The organism is Pseudarthrobacter sp. HLT1-3 (assembly GCF_059383535.1).
Window position 1 is genome coordinate 1 of record NZ_JBWZCJ010000041.1, and the last position, 18315, is coordinate 18315.

Sequence of the window (18315 nt, forward strand, 5' to 3'; positions counted from 1 at the left end):
GCAAGAACGCCGACGCGATCAAACTCAGCAAAGACATCGTGACCGCCCAGGAAGCGGAAATCAAGGAAATGCAGGACCTGCTGGGCACCCTCTGACCGGTGTCCTCCGGCGCCGGCCCCTCACGGGTCGGCGCCCCACCCTGCCATGCCCCACCTGAATCCCTGGAGCCCCCATGCCCAATACTTCCCGTCCCCGGGTCCGCGCCACAGCTGTTCTCGCAGCCGGCGCCGGCCTCATCCTTGCCCTGTCAGCATGCAGCCCGGCCTCCCTTCCGGCGGGCCCCTCCCCCGCAGGCAGCACCGGCGGCCCCCTGCCGGACGCCCACGTTCACGGGCTGAGCGTCAGCAGCACAACCGGCCAGGTGCTCCTGGCCACCCACGATGGGCTGTTCGACATGACGAAGCAGCCCACCGTCAAAATCGGTCCCACCAACGATTTGATGGGTTTCACCGCCGGCACCGACCACGGCGTCCTCTACGCGTCCGGCCACCCCGGAGAAGGCTCCGACCTGGCCAACCCGCTGGGGCTGATCAGATCCACCGACACGGGAAAAACGTGGGACAAGCTATCCCGTCAGGGTGAATCCGACTTCCACGCACTCACCGCAACCAAATCCGGAGTCCTCGGCTTCGACGGCGCACTGCGCACCAGCCCGGACGGAAAGACCTGGAACACGGTGGCCGCGGATTTCGTCCCGGCAGTCCTCGCCGGAAACCCCACCANTGACGGCGGTAAGACCTGGACGACGGTGGATTCCGGCCCCGTGGTCCAATTCGCTGCTTTCGCCAGCTCCGCGGAGGCTGTTGGAGTCGAACCCGACGGGACAGTCCACTCCTCCGCGGACGCAGGCGTGACCTGGACCCGGAAGGGCAAAATTCAAGACAGGGTCCAGGCGGTGGCTGCAGTGAAGGGCCCGGAGGCAGCTCCATCGATCTGGGCCGCCACGACCAGCGGGCTCGTCGTCTCCACCGACGGCGGACTCACGTTCCGTCCCGCAGACGCCTCCTGACCCACACCGACATCGGAGAAGACTTCGCCTGAACGGCATTCCCGGGCGCTCGGCTACCCGTCCTGTTGGCCCTGACAGCAGGTCTGGTGTTCTTCCCTGGACTCGGGTCCGGGTGCACTGGACCGACGAGCTCCAGAACTTCTCCGTCACCTGCCTCCGACCCATCGGACTTTCGTTCCAACCCCGAGCCCCACATTGACCCATAACAGCCACCAGGGCACGACAGCAGGCGCCCGACTTTCCCCCTTGCCTGTTACTCCACGGCCCTCCCAACAAAGGACGCCCCGTCATGAACAACCCCAAAAAGTCCCACTCCGACCGCGAAGCCATCCTGGCCTCCCTCAAAGCCAAGCAAAAAGCCAAAGAAAGGAAACGGAACCTCCTCATCTACGGCGGCCTCGGCCTGCTCCTGGTTGCCATCGTCACCGCCGTGGCAGTCACCATCACCGGGTCCATCCAGGAAAAAAACGCCGCCGCCGAAGCAGCGAAACGGCCCATCGACGGTATCCAGACGTACACCGACCTGTCCAGCAACCACGTCCAGGGCGCCGTAGCCTATCCCCACGAGCCCGGGACCGGCGGCGACCACGCCCCAACCTGGACCAACTGCGGCATCTACACCGAACCAGTCAGCGAAGAACGCGCCGTCCACTCCCTCGAACATGGTGCGGTGTGGCTGACCTACAACCCCAGCCTCCGGGCGTCCGAAATCCGTACGCTCACCACCCTCGCCAAAGACAAGCCTTACGTTCTCCTCAGCCCGGACAAGGACCAAAAAGCACCCATCGCGGCCACGGCATGGGGAACACAGCTGAGTCTGCAGAACGCCGACGATTCCCGCATCCCCGCCTTCGTCAGCGCCTACGCCCAGTCGCCGAAGGCACCGGAGCCCGGTGCTCCGTGCACTGGAGGGATCGACGGATAATGGCCAGCGCACAGTGACTGACACCGACGAGATCTGGCGCACGGATCCAGCAACGCTGCGCGATGTCATCCTGGACAGGAACGCGGTTGAAGCCCGGCTCGGGGGCTGCCCGCCTCTGGAGCGTGTCTGGATCCTGTCGTTGCTGAGCCGGCACGAGGAAGCCCTAACGGAGGGGAACAAGCTTCTTGAAAACCCCGGCGACCGCTTCAAGCCACTGCTGGCCCTGGCCCACGCGTATCAGTGCCAATACCTGTGGGGAGAAGCCGCACAACTTCAGGAGGAAGCACTGCGTCTGGCCCTCACGCGCCCCAGAGAGGCTCTGGCCCGCCACCACATCGGCCGACGCCTCTTCGACGAAGCACGGTACCGGGACGCCGCAGCCGAGTTTGAGTGGGCCAGTGACCTGTACCGGGCTGCGGGACGGGATCGCCTCGCTGAAATCTCACGGCGGGCTGCCCTGCGCGCCCGCGAGGTCCACGAGCGTGGCCGCAATACATGACGCCGCCGCTGTGAATCGGCCTGCCCGGCGCTCCTCAAAGCCCTGTCTTGACCCCTCCCTGTAACCGGACGGCATGCGTATCCCCGTCTCTAGCCGCTGATCTCCCGGCCCGGCGTCTCAGCCACTGCGGCGGGAAAGGGTGGCTGCAGCCCGGCAACAGTGACGATTACGAGCCGTTGGATGGCGTCCCGGGACGTCAGCCCGGCCGCTGCCTGCAAGGCATGCAGGCAGTAGCCGGCCAACTCGTCCGGGGCGACATCATCGCGGAAAACCCCTGCCTCTGCTCCCTCGCGAAGCAGCTCCGTGAGGAAGCTATTAAGGTGCTGCTGGGCATGGCCAATATGTGTGCTCTGGTGCAGTCGCGCCCCCGCTGCCCCGCCCTGTTGGGAGTGGGAAATCATGGCGTAAGTCTCCAAAACCGCTGCTAGCTGCGGTCCGGGACCATCGGCGCTGTGACGGACCTGGGCCAGCTGTTCCAAGTGCGTCTGGACCTGCCGCTCGTGCCAGGCATTAAGAATGGCGTCCACATCGGGAAAGTACTTGTAGAGAGTGGCCCGCCCGATCCCGGCCGACTGTGCGATCTGCGACATCGTGACCGAAGCCAATCCGTGCTCCCCCACCAAAGCAGCTGTCGCGTCCAGGATAGCCGCCTGCACCGCGTTGCGGTGCGTCGCGATCGTCTCATTCCAGAGCTTTGGCATGACCACATCATACAACCCGACGCTGAGTGGACTCTCTGACGCAGACAATACATACTGTCTTACAAATGCGAGAATGACCACGAGAGTGCAGGACAGTGATGACTGAACGCCCTGAACGACCGGCGAATAGCGATCAACCAGGGTCCGGGCCAGTCCGCAGCACCGGGCACCGCACGCCCCGCTGGGTCAAAGCCTTCGTTATTGCGGCCGTGATCCTGGTCGTGGTGTTCGCCATCCTCCACCTGACCGGCGGCGGAATGGGAAACCACGGGCTGTGAAACTGATGCCCCCAAGCCTGCGGAAACTTGCCCTCACCATCCATGTCGTGAGTTCGGTTGGTTGGCTGGGAGCCGTCATATCCTTCCTGGTCCTGGCCATCACCGGGCTTACGAGCACAGAACCGCTGATGGTCCGTGGAGCCTATCTGGCCATGGACCTCATCGGATGGTCCATCATCTTCCCGTTGAGCCTGGCATCACTGGTCTCCGGCACCATCCAGGCGCTGGGCAGCGTCTGGGGACTGTTCCGCCACTACTGGGTCCTGATCAAACTCATCATCACGGCCCTCGCTACGGCCCTGCTGCTCCTCCACCTGCAGCCCGTCACCCACATGGCCGGCATCGCCACAGCATCCGACCTCTCCCCAAGAGACATGACCGGTATGCGCACCCAACTCATCGCAGACGCCGGCGCCGCAGTTCTAGCGCTGCTCGTGGCAACCGTACTCTCGGTGTACAAACCCCGCGGCATCACCAAATACGGGCAAATGCGCGCTGAACGACAGCAACCCACTGCGAAACGCCCAATAATGACAATCACCTCTCGCTATGCCGCCTGCCACCACGAAACCTGAATCTGTCGCGCTCCACTGGTCGTCGACGGCGGTGCGTGAAGAAAAACCGGGACAAAACAGTGGCTCAAAAGCACCTGCACAGAGTCCATTCCTCCGTCTGGTCTCCCGCACACTGCTTCGGACGTCGCCGCCGTGGTTCAGACATGACGCCCCTACCGGCTGGCACCGTGCAGGTCAGGGATCTTTGCCGGACCATATCCCGGGCCCGATGGGCGAAGGGGCCTGGAGTCCAGCCGCACCTCAAGTGCACCGTAAAGTACAACGGATGAGGTTAAACTGCTGATGGGCCATCCCGGGTCTGATCCTTCCCCTACGGCGATCGCCGCACGCCGGCGGGCAAATCGGCTGCTAGCCGCCATCCTTGTGCCACTGACTCTGCTTACCTTGGCCGCCATGATCCTGATGTGGCCGTCGGGCGACAGGGACGGTATCACCCTGGCCAACCCGTACGCCGGCGCACCAGGGGCGACCTTCGAGAGCGGCAAGGTCCAGCGTGTAGTTGAGGACAGCTGTACGCCGGGAACGAGCCAGGTTACCCAGACGCAGACAGAGTCCGAATGCGTCTTTGCGTTCACCGAGCCGGACAAGGGCGGAAACCCGGTCAAGGTCATCATGAACCCGGACGTCGCGAAGTCCCATGGGGTAAAAGCCGGAGACAACATCAGTTATCTGGATTTGACCGCAACCCCGGGGGCAGCCAGTCAAGCCATGCCGCTATACATCTTTGTGGACTTCGTCCGGACCGTGCCGATCGTTCTGCTGGCTGTCCTGTATTCCGTCGTGGTGATCACAGTGGCCCGCTGGCGCGGGCTCCGGGCACTCATCGGGCTGGTGGCCGCATTTGCCGTGCTGGCGGGATTCATGCTTCCTGGTCTCGTCGAAGGCAAACCCCCGCTGCTGCTGGCACTCGTGGGATCCACCGTAATCATGATCGGCATGCTGTACTTCGCGCATGGGCTCTCCGCCCGCACATCCACGGCCCTGCTCGGCACCATGTTTGGGCTGGGCATCACCGCACTGCTGGCCGCCTGGACCACGGATGCCGCGAACCTTTGGGGGTCGGGGAGCTCCGAAGCAACCACCATGTCCAACATTTCCGGCAACATCTCAATCTCAGGCATCATCCTATGCGGCCTCATCGTTTCCGGACTCGGCGTGCTGAACGATGTCACCATCGCGCAATCATCTGCCGTCTGGGAGCTCCACGAACTCGCTCCGGAAACCTCCCCACGCACGCTCTTCGCCTCTGCCATGCGGATCGGCCGCGATCACATCGCCTCCACCGTCTATACAATCGCGTTCGCCTACGCGGGGGCCGCCTTACCCATCATGATCCTCGTGATGCTCTACGAACGGCCCCTCGGGGACGCACTGACCAGCAACGAAATGTCGGAGGAGGTAGTTCGGACTCTAGTCGGCTCCGTCGGGCTGGTACTTGCCATCCCCGTGACCACCCTCATCGCCGTGCTAGTAGTCAAAGCAACCAGCACACAGGCTTCCGGCCAGCATGCCACTTCCGCTGGACCGAACCATGTCTGGTCTATACATGCCGCCAAGTCCCCACCCGAAGCGAGAGACGCGCGGACATCAAGCGCCATCTCGGGGAGCCATAGGGCCCTGCCGTCCCGTCGCGACGCCAGGCGACCCGCTCGGACCCCTGAGGACTGAAAGCCGCTTCTTTAACGAACTTGCTCGGCAACTCGGCGGGGCCCCACCCTGCGGCCCCCGCCATACCCGGCCACCACGCGGCGGTAAGAGAATGCGTGGAAGGAGTTCGTGCTGTTCCTGGACTTCGACGTCGAAATCCGGTGGGTCAGAGGTGGACGATGTTGTGCGATACCGACACTTGGAAAAATCCGAGCAGCATTGCCCCCGACTGGTGCCCCGCGAACTCAAGCTGGTCGTATTGGCTGGTGAGGCCAGGGACGAAGCTGAGGATGCCGACCGGGAGGGCCTGTGCCGACGGCGAGTGTTGCCATCTCTAAATGAGCCACTGCGTCCTGCCGTTTATCGCAGCCGGGCCCGAGGGCCGGAACAGCTTGCGCCCGCCGTTCTGATTTGGCCCAGTTGCGGATTGCCTAACTGCGACGCGCCTCGCTGAATACCTTTTCCGTCGCCGCGGCTGCCGCGCCCGGACATGCCGGTGGCCCGCCCCCGCAAGTAGGGCGGGCCACCGGAGTCCGCTTTGAACGGACCCGCTGCACAACCCTGTGCCAGGCTACTGTGCCAGATTAGGGCCCCGCGGGGCCGTGTTAGTGGCGTTCGAGGACCCCGCAGACTGCCGGGTCGGTGGCCTCTGCCGGGAGGTCCGGGTTCAGCTCGCTGGCACCTTCCGGGCTGCTGAAGTTGTACGTGCCGTTGTCGTCATAATCCAGTCCGTGAATGACCAGGACGCCCTCACCATCGCGGACGGCCTCGGCGATCTGCTTGGCGGTGCCGGTGCCGCCCGGGTAACCCGTGCCCGCCACATCGGTGAACGCGATGTTGCTGCGGCTGTAATCGGAGCCACCGTCAAAGGGCGTGGTTTCGGCGCGTAGCGAGTTCTCCTCGAAGTACCGGAAGAAAAGCTCCTCAATCTCCCTCGAACCGGACGGGCCGCCGTCACCGAAATCAGACCCGTCCCCGTCGTGAATGGACCGCACGCCGTTGAGCGAGGCCAATGCATCCACATTCAGATTCGCCGCAGTCTGGTCTTTCTCGGTCTTGCTCAGCTCGTCGACGTAGTGCTGGGACCCGTAGAGGCCGTCTTCTTCGGCGCCCCAGAACGCAAACACGATTCTATTGATCGGTTTGAACCCGGTCTCCTTCATCCATAGGGCGGTCTCCAGGACGGCCGCCACTCCCCTGGCATTGTCGTTGATTCCCGGACCCTCGCGCACGGAATCCAGATGGCCACCCACCACCACGGTGTTCTCGGCACTGCCCCCGGTCTCCGTGAGGATGTTATACGACTCCACCTGCTTCTTGCCCTTGCCGTCGGACCGGAAGGTGAAGGTTTGCCGGGTCGGCGAGTACCCAGCTGCGCGCAGCTGCTCCTCGATGTAGCGGGCCGATTCCTCGTAGCCGGAGGTGCCGGACGCGCGATTGCCGCCATTATCCTCCGCGATGCGGTGCAGTGCCTCGACGTGGTCAAGCATGCCCCGGGCCTCGAAGGCCTCAAGGACGGTGCGTGCGTCCACACCACGCACGGGTTCCAGCCGCGAAGCCGTGCATCCCGTCATACGAGGCTGATCGCAACCAAAATTGCCGCCCCCACAGTCATTCCGCGCCTCTGCAGCGTATTAGCGACCTCCACGCTACGAAGATAGCCTCTCAGCCGTTTAAGAGGAAGAGCGATGGTGTCAACTTGAATGGAATCCCCCAGGACGGCCCCAACGGTGCGCAGGCCTAGAACCTGATCAATGCCGAGGCTTCGCCATCAGGGACTCCGGCCTTACAGCCGTTTCGGGAGAGCTCCGAAGCGGAGGAACAATCAGAGTGCCTACCCGGCACGGTGGCAGCAGGAGCTTCCGCCTGCGGATCGAAAAGATCCCGGGTGAAGTCAAGACAGCGGGGCTTCACCGGAGCTAAAGACCAGGGCGTCTTCTACGCCTCCGGCCACTCCGGAGCCGGCTCCGACCTGCCTAACCCGCTCGGCCTGATCAGACCGTCGACGGCGGCAAAACCTGGGAACAGCTCTCCAGGCAAGGCGAATCAGACTTCCACGCCCTCACCACCACCAAATCCGGCATCGTCGCCCGACTGGGAACTGCGCACCACACTGGACGGCAAGACCTGGAAAACCGTGGCCGCCGCCTTCGCCCCCGCGGCCCTGGCCGGGCACCCCGACAGTGACACCGTTCTGGCCACCACCCCCGAAGGGATCCGGCGCTCCACCAACCGCGGCAACACCTGGGAGCTGGTGACCTCCGGCCCGGTCATTCAGTTGGCCACCTTCGCCCACCCCGCAGAGGCCGCAGGGGTCGAACCCGACGGAACGGTCCACTACTCCGCCGACGCCGGCGCGACCTGGACCCGGAAGGGCCGGATCGACGGCGAAGTCCACGCGATAGCCGCCGTGAAGGGCACCGACGGAAACCCGTGGATCTGGGCCGCCACCGCCGAGGGGATCATCGTCTCCACCGACGGCGGCACCACATTCCGGCCTCCGGTGCCTCCTGACCCATAGACATCGGAGAATTCTTCGCCTCAATGGTGACCTCCGGCGCTCCCCTGATTGCCATTCCCCTGGCCATGACCGCCGACCTGGTGTCTTCCTCTCGCCCTGCATCTTGCCCCTGATACCGGGCTATTTGGGATACGTCTCCGGACTGACAGACCCGACCCAGTCGCACAACCGCCGCCGCGTCCTGACCGGGAGGACTGTTCGTGCTGGGTTTCGCGGCCGTATTCACCCTTTACGGGGCTATCGGGTCCTGGCTGCTGCGCTGGCAGGACATTCTGATGCGCGGCCTGGGCGTGGTGGTGATCCTGATGGGGGCAGCCCTGCTTGGAATGGTGCCATGGCTGCAGCAGACCCGAAAGATCACCCTCGGCCGCCGTACAGGCCTGGCCGGCGCCCCGCTGCTGGGCGTCGTCTTGGGGCTCGACTGGACCCCCTGCGTGGGTCCGACGCTGGGCGCTGTCCTGTCCTTGAGCGTCACGACCGGCAGCGCCGGCCGCGGGGCGCTGCCGGCCTTCGCCTACTGCCATGGCCCGGGCGATCAGATAAAGGCTGAGGGGTTGACGGTTTTGCCGTTGGCCAGGACCTCAAAGTGGAGGTGGCAGCCAGTGGATGCTCCGGTCGTACCAACGCCTGCGATTTGCTGGCCCTGCGCTACGGACTGCCCGGTCGAGACACCAATGCTGGCCAGATGGTTGTAGGTGGTTTTCAAGCCGTTGCTATGATCCACCACGATCCGGTTGCCGCCGCCGTACGGGCTCCAGCCGGCCTCGGTGACGGTCCCAGCACCGGCCGCGAATACCGCTGTCGAGCACGCTCCCGTCAGGTCAACGCCGGTGTGCAACTCACCTGCAGCTCCGGTGATGGGGCTGACCCGGAAGCCGAAAGCGGAACTGACGTTCATCGACGCGAGCGGAGCCCGCAGCCCCTTCGACACCGGTGCGGGGGCAGCTTCAGGTGCCGCGGGCACTGCCGCGGCCTGCACCAGCGGAGCCGGTGCAGGTGTAGGAGCCGGCGGAGCGGGTGCCGGCTGTGAGGTCACAGCCGGACGGTCAAAGGTCAGACCGGCACCGGCGTCCGCCGTAACGGCCACTTGGGCGGCCGGGGCTGCAGCGACCGGCTGGTCCTTGCCTGCAGAGTGCGCACCGGAATCCGCGTGGGCTGTAGACAGCGCGGTGAGGGCAATCATTGCCGTAACTGCTGCCGCAACGCCAAACTGCTGGCCCCGGGACGGCCTCGATGGTACATGGATTGCAGCCCGATTGGACGCTGAGGAAGGGGACGGAAGGGCACGGCGGCGGCCGTGTTCTGGGTGGGCAGACAAAATCGTGGTCCTCTCGGCGCCGGCGAAGTTAGCTGTCGGATTCGGACGAGTGGACTGTCCGGCCGTCCTGCGGATACGTTCAGACACGCAGTCACAGGATCGACTTCACCCCAAGGTGCACCATGGCGCACCGTAGATGGGTCCTCCGCCCCCGCCTTGAGAAAGATAGCTTCATTGACCGCCGGCGGGGTTTGGCGAAGCGGTCGCAACCATACCCGTTAGGGGTATGTTCTTCTCCAACCCTAGCGAACGGTTCGCATAAGTTACAAATTCGTTATATGCAGCACCTTGGGTCCCGGTGTTGGGGCCCGCGGCTATGGGCAAGTAGCGCCGAGCGAGGGCCGACGAGGCCAGATGGCATGCCCGCATGGCGGCCCTGACCGCCTACCTGGCAGCGGGACAAGACTGGCCGCGGCACCCGGCGCTGGCCTGGCCCCGTGGAGGGCAAGCGGCCGGTTTGACGTTGCCTCCGGGCTCCACCAGTGGAGGCATTTTGGCCGCAGCACCGGCCGGTTCCCTGCTGCGATACAGCCAATCTCGGAAACGAAGGATTTCAAGAATAAGTTGATTTGAGAATCGCGGTGTTCGCAGCGAGCTGTTGCAAACGGGCATCTTTCTGCTGAAAACCGCCGTTGGGACGAAAAACCGAGCTCAAGGCCGGTCGTTCTCACAAATAGTTCTCAAAAAGGTACAGTCGAAGCAACGCACCGGACTGAGTTTTGAGAAGAGAACACCCCATGACCGCGCACCGAATCGGCTACGCCCGAGTCTCCACCCGGGACCAGAACCTGCGCTTGCAGATCGACGCCCTGAAGAAGGCCGGATGCGACAAAATCTACGAAGATACGATCAGCGGCACCACAAAATTGCAGACCGCACGGATGAGGAGCGCGACTTCATCATCGAAACCTTGCGTGCGGCGAACGCCGTAGAGTCGGTTCATGTAATCCTGCACTACTCCAGCGGCTACCACCACCGAAACGGCGGTGGTGACGCCATCCGCACTGACGGGCACCTGCCAATCATCGACCTGCACCCACCGGACCGGCTCCTGCGCTCCCCTCCCTCCGAGGGGCGATTCGGCATTTAGGAACCGGTCCCCCGGTCCGGGTCAAACCGTGACGGGGCAGAAAAACCCGGCGGGCCGTCCCTCGATGTTCTTTCCGATGTCGGTGTGGGATTTCCGTCAATCGTTCGTGAACGCCTGGAACGAGAACACCTCGGGGTCGGTCGAGGATCCGGGCGCCTACCTGACCGGTAACGCCACCCTCACCGCTGCCGCGAACTCGACGGCGGGCATAAGCAATGTGCGGATCCAGACGGCACCGGCCGGAACCGGCACAACCGACAAAGACTTCTAACCAAGATCACGCAAAGAGACCTGGTAGGTGCAATCCATGCGGTTCCACATCCGGAAACCACGACTCGTGACGACCCCGAAGTATCGTCGAATCGCCCGGCCCCAACATGACGAAATGCCTCGCGCTGGAAACCAGCCCTACGTTGACGGCCGCCTCCCGGGCACCTCAAAATACGATCGTATTTGAGATGCTGGAGAGACGACCGACATCGACTTGCCGCAGGGCCGGCAGAGGACTTCGACATGTGCAGTGATTTCAGTCATGACTCACTCTTCGATGCTCGTACCGTGCCGGATGGGGCCAGCCTACGCAGACCGGAAGCATGATGTCTTTCCCTCAGAAAACCTTCCACCGGACAGCATGGATCCCGTTCGGGCCGGTCATTCCGCCAGTCCTCGTCGGCAGTCCGTAAGGGCAGTGGTGACGAATAGGGTGTGGGTAGTTTCCTGATAGGTGCGCCATTCCGGCGCGCGGAGGACACATCCCTGGGAAAGGGATTGTCATGAGAACGATCAATCGCATCTTGACCGTAGCTGTCGCCGTGTCGTTGGCGGCCCTTACCGGGTGCGCCGCCCAGGAGGGAGCGCCCTCCGCCCCGCCGCCCGCCGCCAGTTCCGCTGTCCCGTCAGCTGATGGATCGGCCTCGGCCGGCGAGGCTGTCATCACGATCAGGGGCTTCGCGTATGAGGTTCCGGCGTCGGTGAAGCCGGGGGCGATGGTGACGGTGACGAACGCGGACAGCGCCCCGCATACCCTGACCGCCAAGGACAAGGGCGGTTTCGACGTTGAGGTCCCGGGCGGTGCAACGGTGAGCTTTAAGGCTCCGGACGTCGCCGGTGAGTACGGGATTATCTGCAGCTTTCATCCGCAGATGACGGGGACGCTGGTCGTGAAATGACCCACCAGGAACTAAAACCGCAGGCACGGTCTCTTTGGGTACTGCGTGTCTGTACCGCTGCGGGCCTGGTGGTCAGTGCCGTGGTCCATGTCCAGCTCGCCCCGGGCTACCAGCAGGCGGCCCCTGGCGGGCTCGGGCAAGGCACCCTGTTTCTGATCCAGGCCGGAGCCGCGGTCGTAGCTGCGGTGTTTGTGCTGCTGAACGGTTCACGGACGGCTTTCGCGGCCGCCGCCGTGGTCGCGTTCTCGTCCCTGGCCGCGGTCATCCTTTACCGGTACGTCCAGGTCCCTGCTATTGGGCCGCTGCCTTCGATGTATGAACCGGTCTGGTACGCGGCCAAGACCATCACAGCAGTGGCCGAAGCGGCCGCCGGCGGCCTGGCATTGACCGGCTACGTCCTGCGGCGCAAGACCCGGCAGGAACCATGGCCGGATGGCAGGGGCGGCCGCCGCGGGGCCTCAACGGCCTGATCGGAACTGGATCAACGGCCCGGGAAAGCACCTCCGATGCCTGCCCGGCCGTGGGCTGACTACAAATGTGGTCCAAACCACACGTGCACCCATCCTTTGCCGGTATCGCTCCGAAGTACTGTTGTCCCCTTCCCTGGGGTGCCAACATCACACGCGCGTGTATGAGGAGATTTATCCAATGAATAAGACACTCCGCTTTATGGCTGTCCCCACCCTGGCTTTGGCCGCCCTCGCCCTGTCCGGTTCCCCTGCGATGGCAGCGGACCAGTCCTACCAGTCGACCCTGGGCCAGCTCAACGGCAGCGCAGGCTCGGGCACCATCACACTGGACGTCACAGGCGACCAGGCCCACGTTGTCCTGAAGGTTTCGGGCATGCCGGCGACCTTCATGGACGCACCGTACCCGCATGTCCAGCACATTCACGGCGGTGCCCAGGGCGTCTGCCCGGCACCCTCTGCCGATAAGGACGGCGACAAGGTCATCTCCACCACCGAAGGCGCCCCGTCCTACGGCGGAATCGTCACCACCCTGTCCACCAGCGGTGACACCAGCCCCGCAGCGGGCCTTGACCTCAAGGTCGGCGGCCAGGGTGCTGCTTACACCGTTGACCGCACGTTCGAGCTGAACGCCGAAACCAAGGCAGCCCTTAAGGCCGGCACCGCTGTAGTCGTCGTCCACGGCCTTGACCCCGCCACCCTCAGCGCGGCAGGCCAGGCCGCCAAGAGCGACCTGGCCCCGACGCTTCCGCTGGCCGCCACCTCCCCCGCCCTGTGCGGGACCTTGAAGGCCGGGCAGATGAAGATGCCTGCAGGCGGCGCTGACACAGGCGTCACCCAGGAAACCGGCACCGACACCGGCGCCCTCGCTGTCGGTGGCGGCCTGGCCCTGATCGCCCTCGCCGGTGGAGCATACGTTGTCCGCCGCCGCACCGCCGGCGCAGCAGCCTAAGCACCGGCTTAACGGATCACTACTGTGACAATCAGGAATTCCGGCCGCTGCGGGGGCCTCCGGGCCGCCACGGCGGCCGGGGTTCTGCTCCTCCTAAGTGTGAGTGGCTGCGCCGCAGGGAACAGTGGAACGCCGGACGCCGGGTCCCCACCTTCGGCGTCCGTCCCGGCTGCGGTAGCCCCCGGGACTCCAGCGGCTCCGGCCGCTGGCCCCACGGCGGCCCCGGCCACGCAGCAGCTTCCACCGGTGATGGGCGCTTCCGCGCCCGTCACCCTGGCGATTCCCTCTATCGGAGTCCGAACCGATCTGCTCCACCTGGGGTTACGGGAGAACGGGTCCCTCGAGGTACCGGGCACCGGCAGCGGCGCACCCGCCAGCTGGTATATCGGTTCCCCCGCCCCCGGGGAACGCGGCCCCTCCGTGATGCTGGGCCACGTGAACGCACTCGGGGGTGCCAGAGGCGTCTTCGCGGACCTGCGTAACCTCGCCCCAGGCGCTGAAATCAACGTCTCCCGAACCGACGGCAGCACCGCCGTGTTCACCGTTGACCGCGGCGCCCTCTACAGCAAAAACCAGTTCCCCACCCTCGAAGTCTACGGAAACACCCCCGGAGCTGAGCTCCGGCTCATCACCTGCGACGGCTACGACCCCGCCACCGGGCTCTTCGACGACAACTACGTCATCTACGCCAAACTCAAAGCCTGACAACGGCCGCTGGCCCGGAAAGTGCGGCGGCCAGGATGGAAGAGCTGTGAAACACCGCAAGCCATTAGTGGTCTCCTTGGCCCTGTCCGCACTGCTGCTCTCCGGCTGCGCCGCGTCCGCGGCCGTGTCCGTGCCATCGAACGCCCCGGCGAGCCCACCCGCAGCTCCATCTGAGACCGGTCACACCGGCAGCCACGGCGGCGGGGACCACAGTCAGGCATCGGCATCGGCGTCGCCGGGTGCGACGGCGGACGGTCCCAGCGCCGCTGCCCTGATGGTATGCGGGGACCAGCCGATGGACAGGCTCACATCCATCCTGGACCTGGACGCAGCCCCGCATACCGTCAACGACTGGGCCGAGAATACCTTCACCTGCACCTACCACCTGGCCGAAGGAGCACTGGAAATTTCCGTCCAAGAGGCGAAGGACCAGGCCTCCGCACTGACATACTTCGACGCCATGCAGGCCCTCGCGAAAGACGCCAAACCCATCGAAGGCCTCGCGAACCTGGGCTTCCCTGCCTACGAAACCGCCGACGGTTCAGCCGTGTTCCAAAAAGACAACTTCGTTCTGCACGTGGACGCCACCGGCCTACCCCCCGTTTTGGGACCGGAGAGCATCAGCAGGAACGCCCTGGCCTACCAGCTCTCCACCACCATCCTGGCCTGCTGGATCGAACACCCCTGACTCACCTCCTCAGCACGCCATCACAGCCGGGCTCCACGAAAGGTTTCAACATGAAGACAAACATCAGAACGACGTGGACACTCGGACTCGCGGCAGCAATGGCCTTGTTCGCCCTCTCCGGCTGCGGGAACCCCGGCATGGCGGGGTCCGGCACGGCATCAGCGCCAACCGCACAGCCAACATCAGTTCCAGCCACCACTGCCCCAACCTCCAGCCCGGGCCTATCATCCACGGCGGCCCCGGCAGAAATAGTGATCAAGGGCTTCAAATACCAGGGCGCGGAAACCGTGAGTCCCGGAGCGACAATCAGTGTCACCAACGAAGACATCGAAGCGCACACGATCACCGCGGACACCGCCAACGCGTTCGACGCCACCATCAAAGTCGGCACCGACACCTTCACCGCCCCAACCGAACCAGGGACCTACCCCTACCACTGCATCTTCCACGGCAACATGAAAGGCACCCTCACGGTGAAATAGCAGCCACCAGAGATCCCGTCCGACAGCCTGAACGGTGCCCAGTGCCCACTCGGCCCGGACGGTACGCGCCTGAGGGACATGCCGGACATTCGCGAACGGGAGTCGCCCGGGCCTCTTCGATGTCCTCGTTCGAGGGCCAGGACCGCTCTCCGTGCTGTCTAGAGAAGGTACCGGTAGACCCTGGCGCGGGAGACCCCGAGCATATTGCCGCTGTCAGCGGCACTGATGCCTTTGCGTTTGGTTCCTTGGCCGCGGCAGCCTCGTCTATTTTCCGGGGCCTTCCACCGTGGCGGTTGTCGGCCGAGTCTTCGGTCTATCGCCTTGGAGTTTGGGCGATGAAGGATGCCGGGTCGACGGTCTGGCCATTGGCCATGACCTCGAAATGGAGATGGCAGCCGGTAGAGGCACCTGTCGTACCGACCCCTGCGATCTGCTGCCCCTGCGCCAGGACTTGCCCGACGGAAACGCCGATGCTGGCCAAGTGGTTATAGGTGGTTTTCATGCCGTTGCCGTGATCGACGACAATCCGGTTTCCTCCGCCATACGGGCTCCAGCCGGCCTCGGTGACCGTACCGGCGCCGGCAGCGAAAACCGCCGTCGCGCACGCTCCGGTCAGGTCGATACCAGTGTGCATTTCGCCGGCTGCCCCGGTGATGGGGCTGACCCTGAACCCAAACGTTGAACTGACATTCATCGATGTCAGCGGGGCTCGTAATCCCTTCGACCCTGCCGTTGGGACAGCGTCCACGGTTGCGGCCGCAGGGGCTACAGGAGCCGGGATTGTTCCCGCGGCCTGTTCCCGCGGAGTCGGTGCAGGAGCGGGCTGGGAGGTCACTGCCGGCCTGTCGAAGGTCAGGACCGCGCCGGGCGATGCCGAGACGGCGGCTTCCACGGCGGGAGCCGCGGTTGCGGCGGCCCGGTCCTGGGAAGCGGAAGGGGAGCCCGGATCCGCCTGGGCGGCCGAAAGTGCAGTGAGGGCAAGCATCCCCGTCACGGCGGCCGCGACCCCTAGTTGGCTGCGGAGCCGGAATATCGGCTCCTGGAAAACCGGACTGCGGCGGGGTTTAGAGACGGGAAGGGCACGGCGGCGGCCGTGGCTGTGCTGGGCAGGCAAAATAGTGGTCCTCTCGAGGCCGGCGAAGTTAGCTGTCGGATTCGGACGAGTGGACTGTCCGGCGGCCCTGCGGGGCGCGTTCAACGCGCGGTCACGGGTCGGCTTCACCCCAAGGCGCACCATGGCACACCGTAAGTGGGTCCTCCGCCCCCGCCTTGAAAGAGATCGAAGGTCACTGACCGCCGGCGGGGCGAAGCGGTCGCATCCATACCCGAGTTGAGGGTGTGTGTCATCCAAGCGTAGCGAACGGTTCGCATTTGTTACAAATTCGTTATATTAGACCGGGCCGACTACCGCAGGCGCAGGTCTCCTCGGAAGGCGCAAACTCGAAAATCTGGCCGGCCTCGAATAACGTAACGGACCGCGTACGTGGAGCTGGTGGCCATTACCCTCGCCCAGGGCCACTTCAAATCCCTGGACGGTCTGGCCCGGGCCTGAACAGACTCAGCCGCGCTGCTGGCCACGGCCGAGATGGCGTACTCGTGGACCTCTAAGTTCTGACCGGAATTACGTCTTTCATGAATTGGGGAGACTTCTGGCGATACTGGGGTCAGCGCCTCAATTCGGTAGCCGAAGAGGAGGACCCGCCGTCGCGATGAGGCCGCGGGGTCAAGGCGGTAGGGGCTCTCGTGTATTTCACGAAGTTTTGGTGGGGCGGCGAATCCTGCGAATGCAGTCATTGTCTTTTACTTCGTCTGACAAGCCATCCCCTACGACTCACCGCTTAGGGCCACCGAGCCGTGGCGAACGCTGCGGTCGCGTAGGCAAGGGCTCCCGACATTTCCCGGAGCAGGTCCGGGTTGATGTTTTCCACGGTGTCGCAGGCCTCGTGGTAGCAGGAATCGAGGTTTTTACCAGTCTGTCCACCGTACCTCTGCGCTTGGGCGCCGGTCTTTCGTTCCACATCGCCAGTGAACAACCCTCCACCCGGAATGCCGGCCTTCAGGAATGGTTCGTAGTCCGAACCGCCGTCAAAAACCGTAGTCTCGGCGGGCAGCGAGTTCTCCTGGAAGTAGCGGAAGAAGAGCTCTTCTATCTCTCGTGACCCGTCTGGGCCGGCGTGCCCGAAATCCGAACCGTCCCCGTCATGGATGGACCGCACGCCGTTCGGTGAGGCCACTGTGTCCACATTCAGGTACATCGCCGTCCGGCGGATCTCGGACGCGCTCATCTGGTCGACGTAATGCCGGGAACCATCGAAGTCGTCCTCTTCGGCGGCCCAGAACGCGAACCGGACCCTGTTGGCCGGTTTGATCCCGGTCTCCTTCATCCACCGGGCGGTTTCGAGGACGGCCGCCACCCCGCTGGCGTTGTCATTGATTCCCGGCCCTTCCCGCACGGAGTCCAGATGGCCACCCACGACAATGGTGTTCTCGGCACTGCCCTCCGTGTCGGCGAGGATATTGAAGGACTCCACCCGCTCGCCATCTCGCCGGTAGGTGAAGGTCTGCCGGACAGGCGAATAGCCGGCAGCGCGCAACTGCTCCTCGATGTAGCGGGCGGAATCCTCGTAACCGGAAGTGCCGGATACGCGGTTTCCTTCATTACCATCAGCGGCACGCTGAAGCGCCGCAAGGTGCTCCGTCATGCCACGGGCCTTGAATGAGGCAAGGACCCGGCGTGCGTCCACATCGCCTGCGGTGTCCGGCTGCGGACCCACAGTATCCGGTCGAGGACTCACCGCACCGGGCAGCGGACTCACGAAGTCCGGGTTCGGAGCAGTACATCCCGCAATCAAAAGACTCACCGCAACCAGAACGGCCGCCGCCGCAGTCACGGCTCTTCCCGGCCTGTTCACCATTGGGCTACCCGCATGCTTCGAAGATAGTCCTTGAGCCATCAGTTGGTTACCCGGCAACCGATACGCACAGGAAATTCACAGGCGGACCATCTTCAGATGCGGGCCCGACGTCCCGCCCCATCCGGTGTGCTCCGGCCCTGCTCGGGACCTGAGAACCAGCCTTCGGGCCGCGTTTGCAAAAGGGACGGCAGTCCCTACCGGTAGGTTCTTGCGGGTCCCGGCTGGTACGGGTGGCCAGTAACAGTGAGGCTCATCGGCATGAATCCAGCGGACCCACAACCAGCAGGTCAGCGTTCCCGGCGGCCCGCAGGAGCACGGCGGCCGCGTTTCCCTGGACAATGTCCCCGGTGACCGTCACGCCCTCTCTGTCGACG

The 18315-nt window shown here is 64.4% G+C and carries 22 protein-coding genes, 1 pseudogene and 2 riboswitches; of the genes and pseudogenes, 17 read left to right on the top strand and 6 right to left on the bottom strand.

Annotated features, from left to right (window positions below; translation table 11 throughout):
* Positions 1 to 172 precede the first annotated feature (172 nt).
* From AC50X9_RS20380 to AC50X9_RS20390, 3 genes are all read left to right on the top strand, one after another.
* Positions 173 to 1009: a F510_1955 family glycosylhydrolase gene (locus AC50X9_RS20380; protein ID WP_494896731.1), complete on the top strand. Its 837-nt coding sequence runs from the start codon at positions 173 to 175 to the stop codon at positions 1007 to 1009.
* A 289-nt stretch (positions 1010 to 1298) separates the two neighbouring features.
* The gene (locus AC50X9_RS20385; protein WP_494896733.1) at positions 1299 to 1934 is read left to right on the top strand and encodes a thioredoxin-like domain-containing protein; all 636 of its coding nucleotides are present in this window, start codon (positions 1299 to 1301) and stop codon (positions 1932 to 1934) included.
* A 13-nt stretch (positions 1935 to 1947) separates the two neighbouring features.
* Positions 1948 to 2433 (top strand): hypothetical protein, encoded by a 486-nt coding sequence (locus AC50X9_RS20390; protein ID WP_494896735.1) that lies wholly within the window; start codon positions 1948 to 1950, stop codon positions 2431 to 2433.
* Between the two features lie 89 nt (positions 2434 to 2522).
* On the opposite strand, the gene AC50X9_RS20395 is transcribed toward AC50X9_RS20390, so the two are convergent.
* Complete coding sequence (locus AC50X9_RS20395; RefSeq protein ID WP_494896737.1) at positions 2523 to 3134, bottom strand: TetR/AcrR family transcriptional regulator; 612 nt, start codon at positions 3132 to 3134, stop codon at positions 2523 to 2525.
* 98 nt (positions 3135 to 3232) lie between these two features.
* Here AC50X9_RS20395 and AC50X9_RS20400 point away from each other — a divergent pair, with 98 nt between their 5' ends.
* From AC50X9_RS20400 to AC50X9_RS20410, 3 genes are all read left to right on the top strand, one after another.
* Entirely contained in the window at positions 3233 to 3412 is a 180-nt protein-coding gene (locus tag AC50X9_RS20400; RefSeq protein WP_494896738.1) for a hypothetical protein, read from the top strand.
* Positions 3409 to 3987: a DUF2269 domain-containing protein gene (locus AC50X9_RS20405; RefSeq protein ID WP_494896740.1), complete on the top strand. Its 579-nt coding sequence runs from the start codon at positions 3409 to 3411 to the stop codon at positions 3985 to 3987. The genes AC50X9_RS20400 and AC50X9_RS20405 overlap by 4 nt, the downstream gene beginning before the upstream one ends.
* A gap of 282 nt (positions 3988 to 4269) precedes the next feature.
* A complete protein-coding gene (locus AC50X9_RS20410; protein ID WP_494896742.1) occupies positions 4270 to 5655 on the top strand; it encodes a YibE/F family protein in 1386 nt (461 codons plus the stop codon).
* Positions 5656 to 5800: 145 nt separating this feature from the next.
* On the opposite strand, the gene AC50X9_RS20415 is transcribed toward AC50X9_RS20410, so the two are convergent.
* Positions 5801 to 5926, bottom strand: coding sequence for a DUF4383 domain-containing protein (locus AC50X9_RS20415; RefSeq protein ID WP_494896770.1), 126 nt, complete (start codon positions 5924 to 5926; stop codon positions 5801 to 5803).
* A gap of 313 nt (positions 5927 to 6239) precedes the next feature.
* Entirely contained in the window at positions 6240 to 7166 is a 927-nt protein-coding gene (locus AC50X9_RS20420; RefSeq protein WP_494896744.1) for a M20/M25/M40 family metallo-hydrolase, read from the bottom strand.
* Positions 7167 to 7522: 356 nt separating this feature from the next.
* On the opposite strand from AC50X9_RS20420, the gene AC50X9_RS20425 reads away from it, so the two are divergent.
* Both AC50X9_RS20425 and AC50X9_RS20430 read left to right on the top strand, forming a co-directional pair.
* Positions 7523 to 8155, top strand: coding sequence for a WD40/YVTN/BNR-like repeat-containing protein (locus tag AC50X9_RS20425; protein WP_494896746.1), 633 nt, complete (start codon positions 7523 to 7525; stop codon positions 8153 to 8155).
* Positions 8152 to 8688, top strand: a pseudogene (locus tag AC50X9_RS20430) (cytochrome c biogenesis CcdA family protein); the annotation flags it as partial. The gene AC50X9_RS20425 and the pseudogene AC50X9_RS20430, both read left to right, overlap by 4 nt.
* Positions 8689 to 8690: 2 nt before the next feature.
* Here the strand turns inward: AC50X9_RS20430 and AC50X9_RS20435 are convergent.
* The gene (locus tag AC50X9_RS20435; RefSeq protein ID WP_494896748.1) at positions 8691 to 9338 is read right to left on the bottom strand and encodes a M23 family metallopeptidase; all 648 of its coding nucleotides are present in this window, start codon (positions 9336 to 9338) and stop codon (positions 8691 to 8693) included.
* 140 nt (positions 9339 to 9478) lie between these two features.
* A riboswitch (cyclic di-AMP (ydaO/yuaA leader) is annotated at positions 9479 to 9654 on the bottom strand.
* A 556-nt stretch (positions 9655 to 10210) separates the two neighbouring features.
* Between AC50X9_RS20435 and AC50X9_RS20440 the strand changes: the two genes are divergently transcribed.
* From AC50X9_RS20440 to AC50X9_RS20480, 9 genes are all read left to right on the top strand, one after another.
* Positions 10211 to 10405, top strand: coding sequence for a recombinase family protein (locus tag AC50X9_RS20440; protein WP_494896750.1), 195 nt, complete (start codon positions 10211 to 10213; stop codon positions 10403 to 10405).
* Complete coding sequence (locus AC50X9_RS20445) at positions 10384 to 10563, top strand: hypothetical protein (RefSeq protein WP_494896752.1); 180 nt, start codon at positions 10384 to 10386, stop codon at positions 10561 to 10563. Before AC50X9_RS20440 ends, AC50X9_RS20445 begins: the two co-directional genes overlap by 22 nt.
* A gap of 28 nt (positions 10564 to 10591) precedes the next feature.
* On the top strand, positions 10592 to 10834 hold the full coding sequence (locus tag AC50X9_RS20450) for a hypothetical protein (protein ID WP_494896754.1): 243 nt from the start codon (positions 10592 to 10594) through the stop codon (positions 10832 to 10834).
* 502 nt (positions 10835 to 11336) lie between these two features.
* Positions 11337 to 11732 (top strand): cupredoxin domain-containing protein, encoded by a 396-nt coding sequence (locus AC50X9_RS20455; RefSeq protein WP_494896756.1) that lies wholly within the window; start codon positions 11337 to 11339, stop codon positions 11730 to 11732.
* Positions 11729 to 12202 (top strand): hypothetical protein, encoded by a 474-nt coding sequence (locus tag AC50X9_RS20460; RefSeq protein ID WP_494896758.1) that lies wholly within the window; start codon positions 11729 to 11731, stop codon positions 12200 to 12202. The genes AC50X9_RS20455 and AC50X9_RS20460 overlap by 4 nt, the downstream gene beginning before the upstream one ends.
* Positions 12203 to 12380: 178 nt before the next feature.
* A complete protein-coding gene (locus tag AC50X9_RS20465; protein ID WP_494896760.1) occupies positions 12381 to 13151 on the top strand; it encodes a hypothetical protein in 771 nt (256 codons plus the stop codon).
* 249 nt (positions 13152 to 13400) lie between these two features.
* Positions 13401 to 13856 (top strand): sortase domain-containing protein, encoded by a 456-nt coding sequence (locus AC50X9_RS20470; protein ID WP_494896772.1) that lies wholly within the window; start codon positions 13401 to 13403, stop codon positions 13854 to 13856.
* 46 nt (positions 13857 to 13902) lie between these two features.
* Entirely contained in the window at positions 13903 to 14544 is a 642-nt protein-coding gene (locus AC50X9_RS20475; protein ID WP_494896762.1) for a hypothetical protein, read from the top strand.
* A 50-nt stretch (positions 14545 to 14594) separates the two neighbouring features.
* Positions 14595 to 15026, top strand: a complete 432-nt coding sequence (locus tag AC50X9_RS20480) for a cupredoxin domain-containing protein (protein WP_494896764.1) — start codon at positions 14595 to 14597, stop codon at positions 15024 to 15026.
* Positions 15027 to 15339: 313 nt separating this feature from the next.
* Here AC50X9_RS20480 and AC50X9_RS20485 read toward each other — a convergent pair whose 3' ends face one another.
* Together AC50X9_RS20485 and AC50X9_RS20490 are read right to left on the bottom strand one after the other, a co-directional pair.
* Positions 15340 to 15660 (bottom strand): M23 family metallopeptidase, encoded by a 321-nt coding sequence (locus tag AC50X9_RS20485; protein ID WP_494896766.1) that lies wholly within the window; start codon positions 15658 to 15660, stop codon positions 15340 to 15342.
* Positions 15661 to 16145: 485 nt separating this feature from the next.
* Positions 16146 to 16321: riboswitch (cyclic di-AMP (ydaO/yuaA leader) on the bottom strand.
* A 543-nt stretch (positions 16322 to 16864) separates the two neighbouring features.
* Positions 16865 to 17728, bottom strand: coding sequence for a M20/M25/M40 family metallo-hydrolase (locus AC50X9_RS20490; protein WP_494896768.1), 864 nt, complete (start codon positions 17726 to 17728; stop codon positions 16865 to 16867).
* Positions 17729 to 18315 lie beyond the last annotated feature (587 nt).

Bases quoted from the DNA above. Each gene is read 5' to 3' on its own strand.
- AC50X9_RS20385 (WP_494896733.1), top strand. From the start codon at position 1,299: ATGAACAACCCCAAAAAGTCCCACTCCGACCGCGAAGCCATCCTGGCC.
- AC50X9_RS20485 (WP_494896766.1), bottom strand. From the start codon at position 15,660: ATGCACACTGGTATCGACCTGACCGGAGCGTGCGCGACGGCGGTTTTC.
- AC50X9_RS20455 (WP_494896756.1), top strand. From the start codon at position 11,337: ATGAGAACGATCAATCGCATCTTGACCGTAGCTGTCGCCGTGTCGTTG.
- AC50X9_RS20465 (WP_494896760.1), top strand. From the start codon at position 12,381: ATGAATAAGACACTCCGCTTTATGGCTGTCCCCACCCTGGCTTTGGCC.
- AC50X9_RS20440 (WP_494896750.1), top strand. From the start codon at position 10,211: ATGACCGCGCACCGAATCGGCTACGCCCGAGTCTCCACCCGGGACCAG.
- AC50X9_RS20460 (WP_494896758.1), top strand. From the start codon at position 11,729: ATGACCCACCAGGAACTAAAACCGCAGGCACGGTCTCTTTGGGTACTG.
- AC50X9_RS20470 (WP_494896772.1), top strand. From the start codon at position 13,401: ATGGGCGCTTCCGCGCCCGTCACCCTGGCGATTCCCTCTATCGGAGTC.
- AC50X9_RS20480 (WP_494896764.1), top strand. From the start codon at position 14,595: ATGAAGACAAACATCAGAACGACGTGGACACTCGGACTCGCGGCAGCA.
- AC50X9_RS20400 (WP_494896738.1), top strand. From the start codon at position 3,233: ATGACTGAACGCCCTGAACGACCGGCGAATAGCGATCAACCAGGGTCC.
- AC50X9_RS20410 (WP_494896742.1), top strand. From the start codon at position 4,270: ATGGGCCATCCCGGGTCTGATCCTTCCCCTACGGCGATCGCCGCACGC.
- AC50X9_RS20395 (WP_494896737.1), bottom strand. From the start codon at position 3,134: ATGCCAAAGCTCTGGAATGAGACGATCGCGACGCACCGCAACGCGGTG.
- AC50X9_RS20435 (WP_494896748.1), bottom strand. From the start codon at position 9,338: ATGATTGCCCTCACCGCGCTGTCTACAGCCCACGCGGATTCCGGTGCG.
- AC50X9_RS20490 (WP_494896768.1), bottom strand. From the start codon at position 17,728: ATGACGGAGCACCTTGCGGCGCTTCAGCGTGCCGCTGATGGTAATGAA.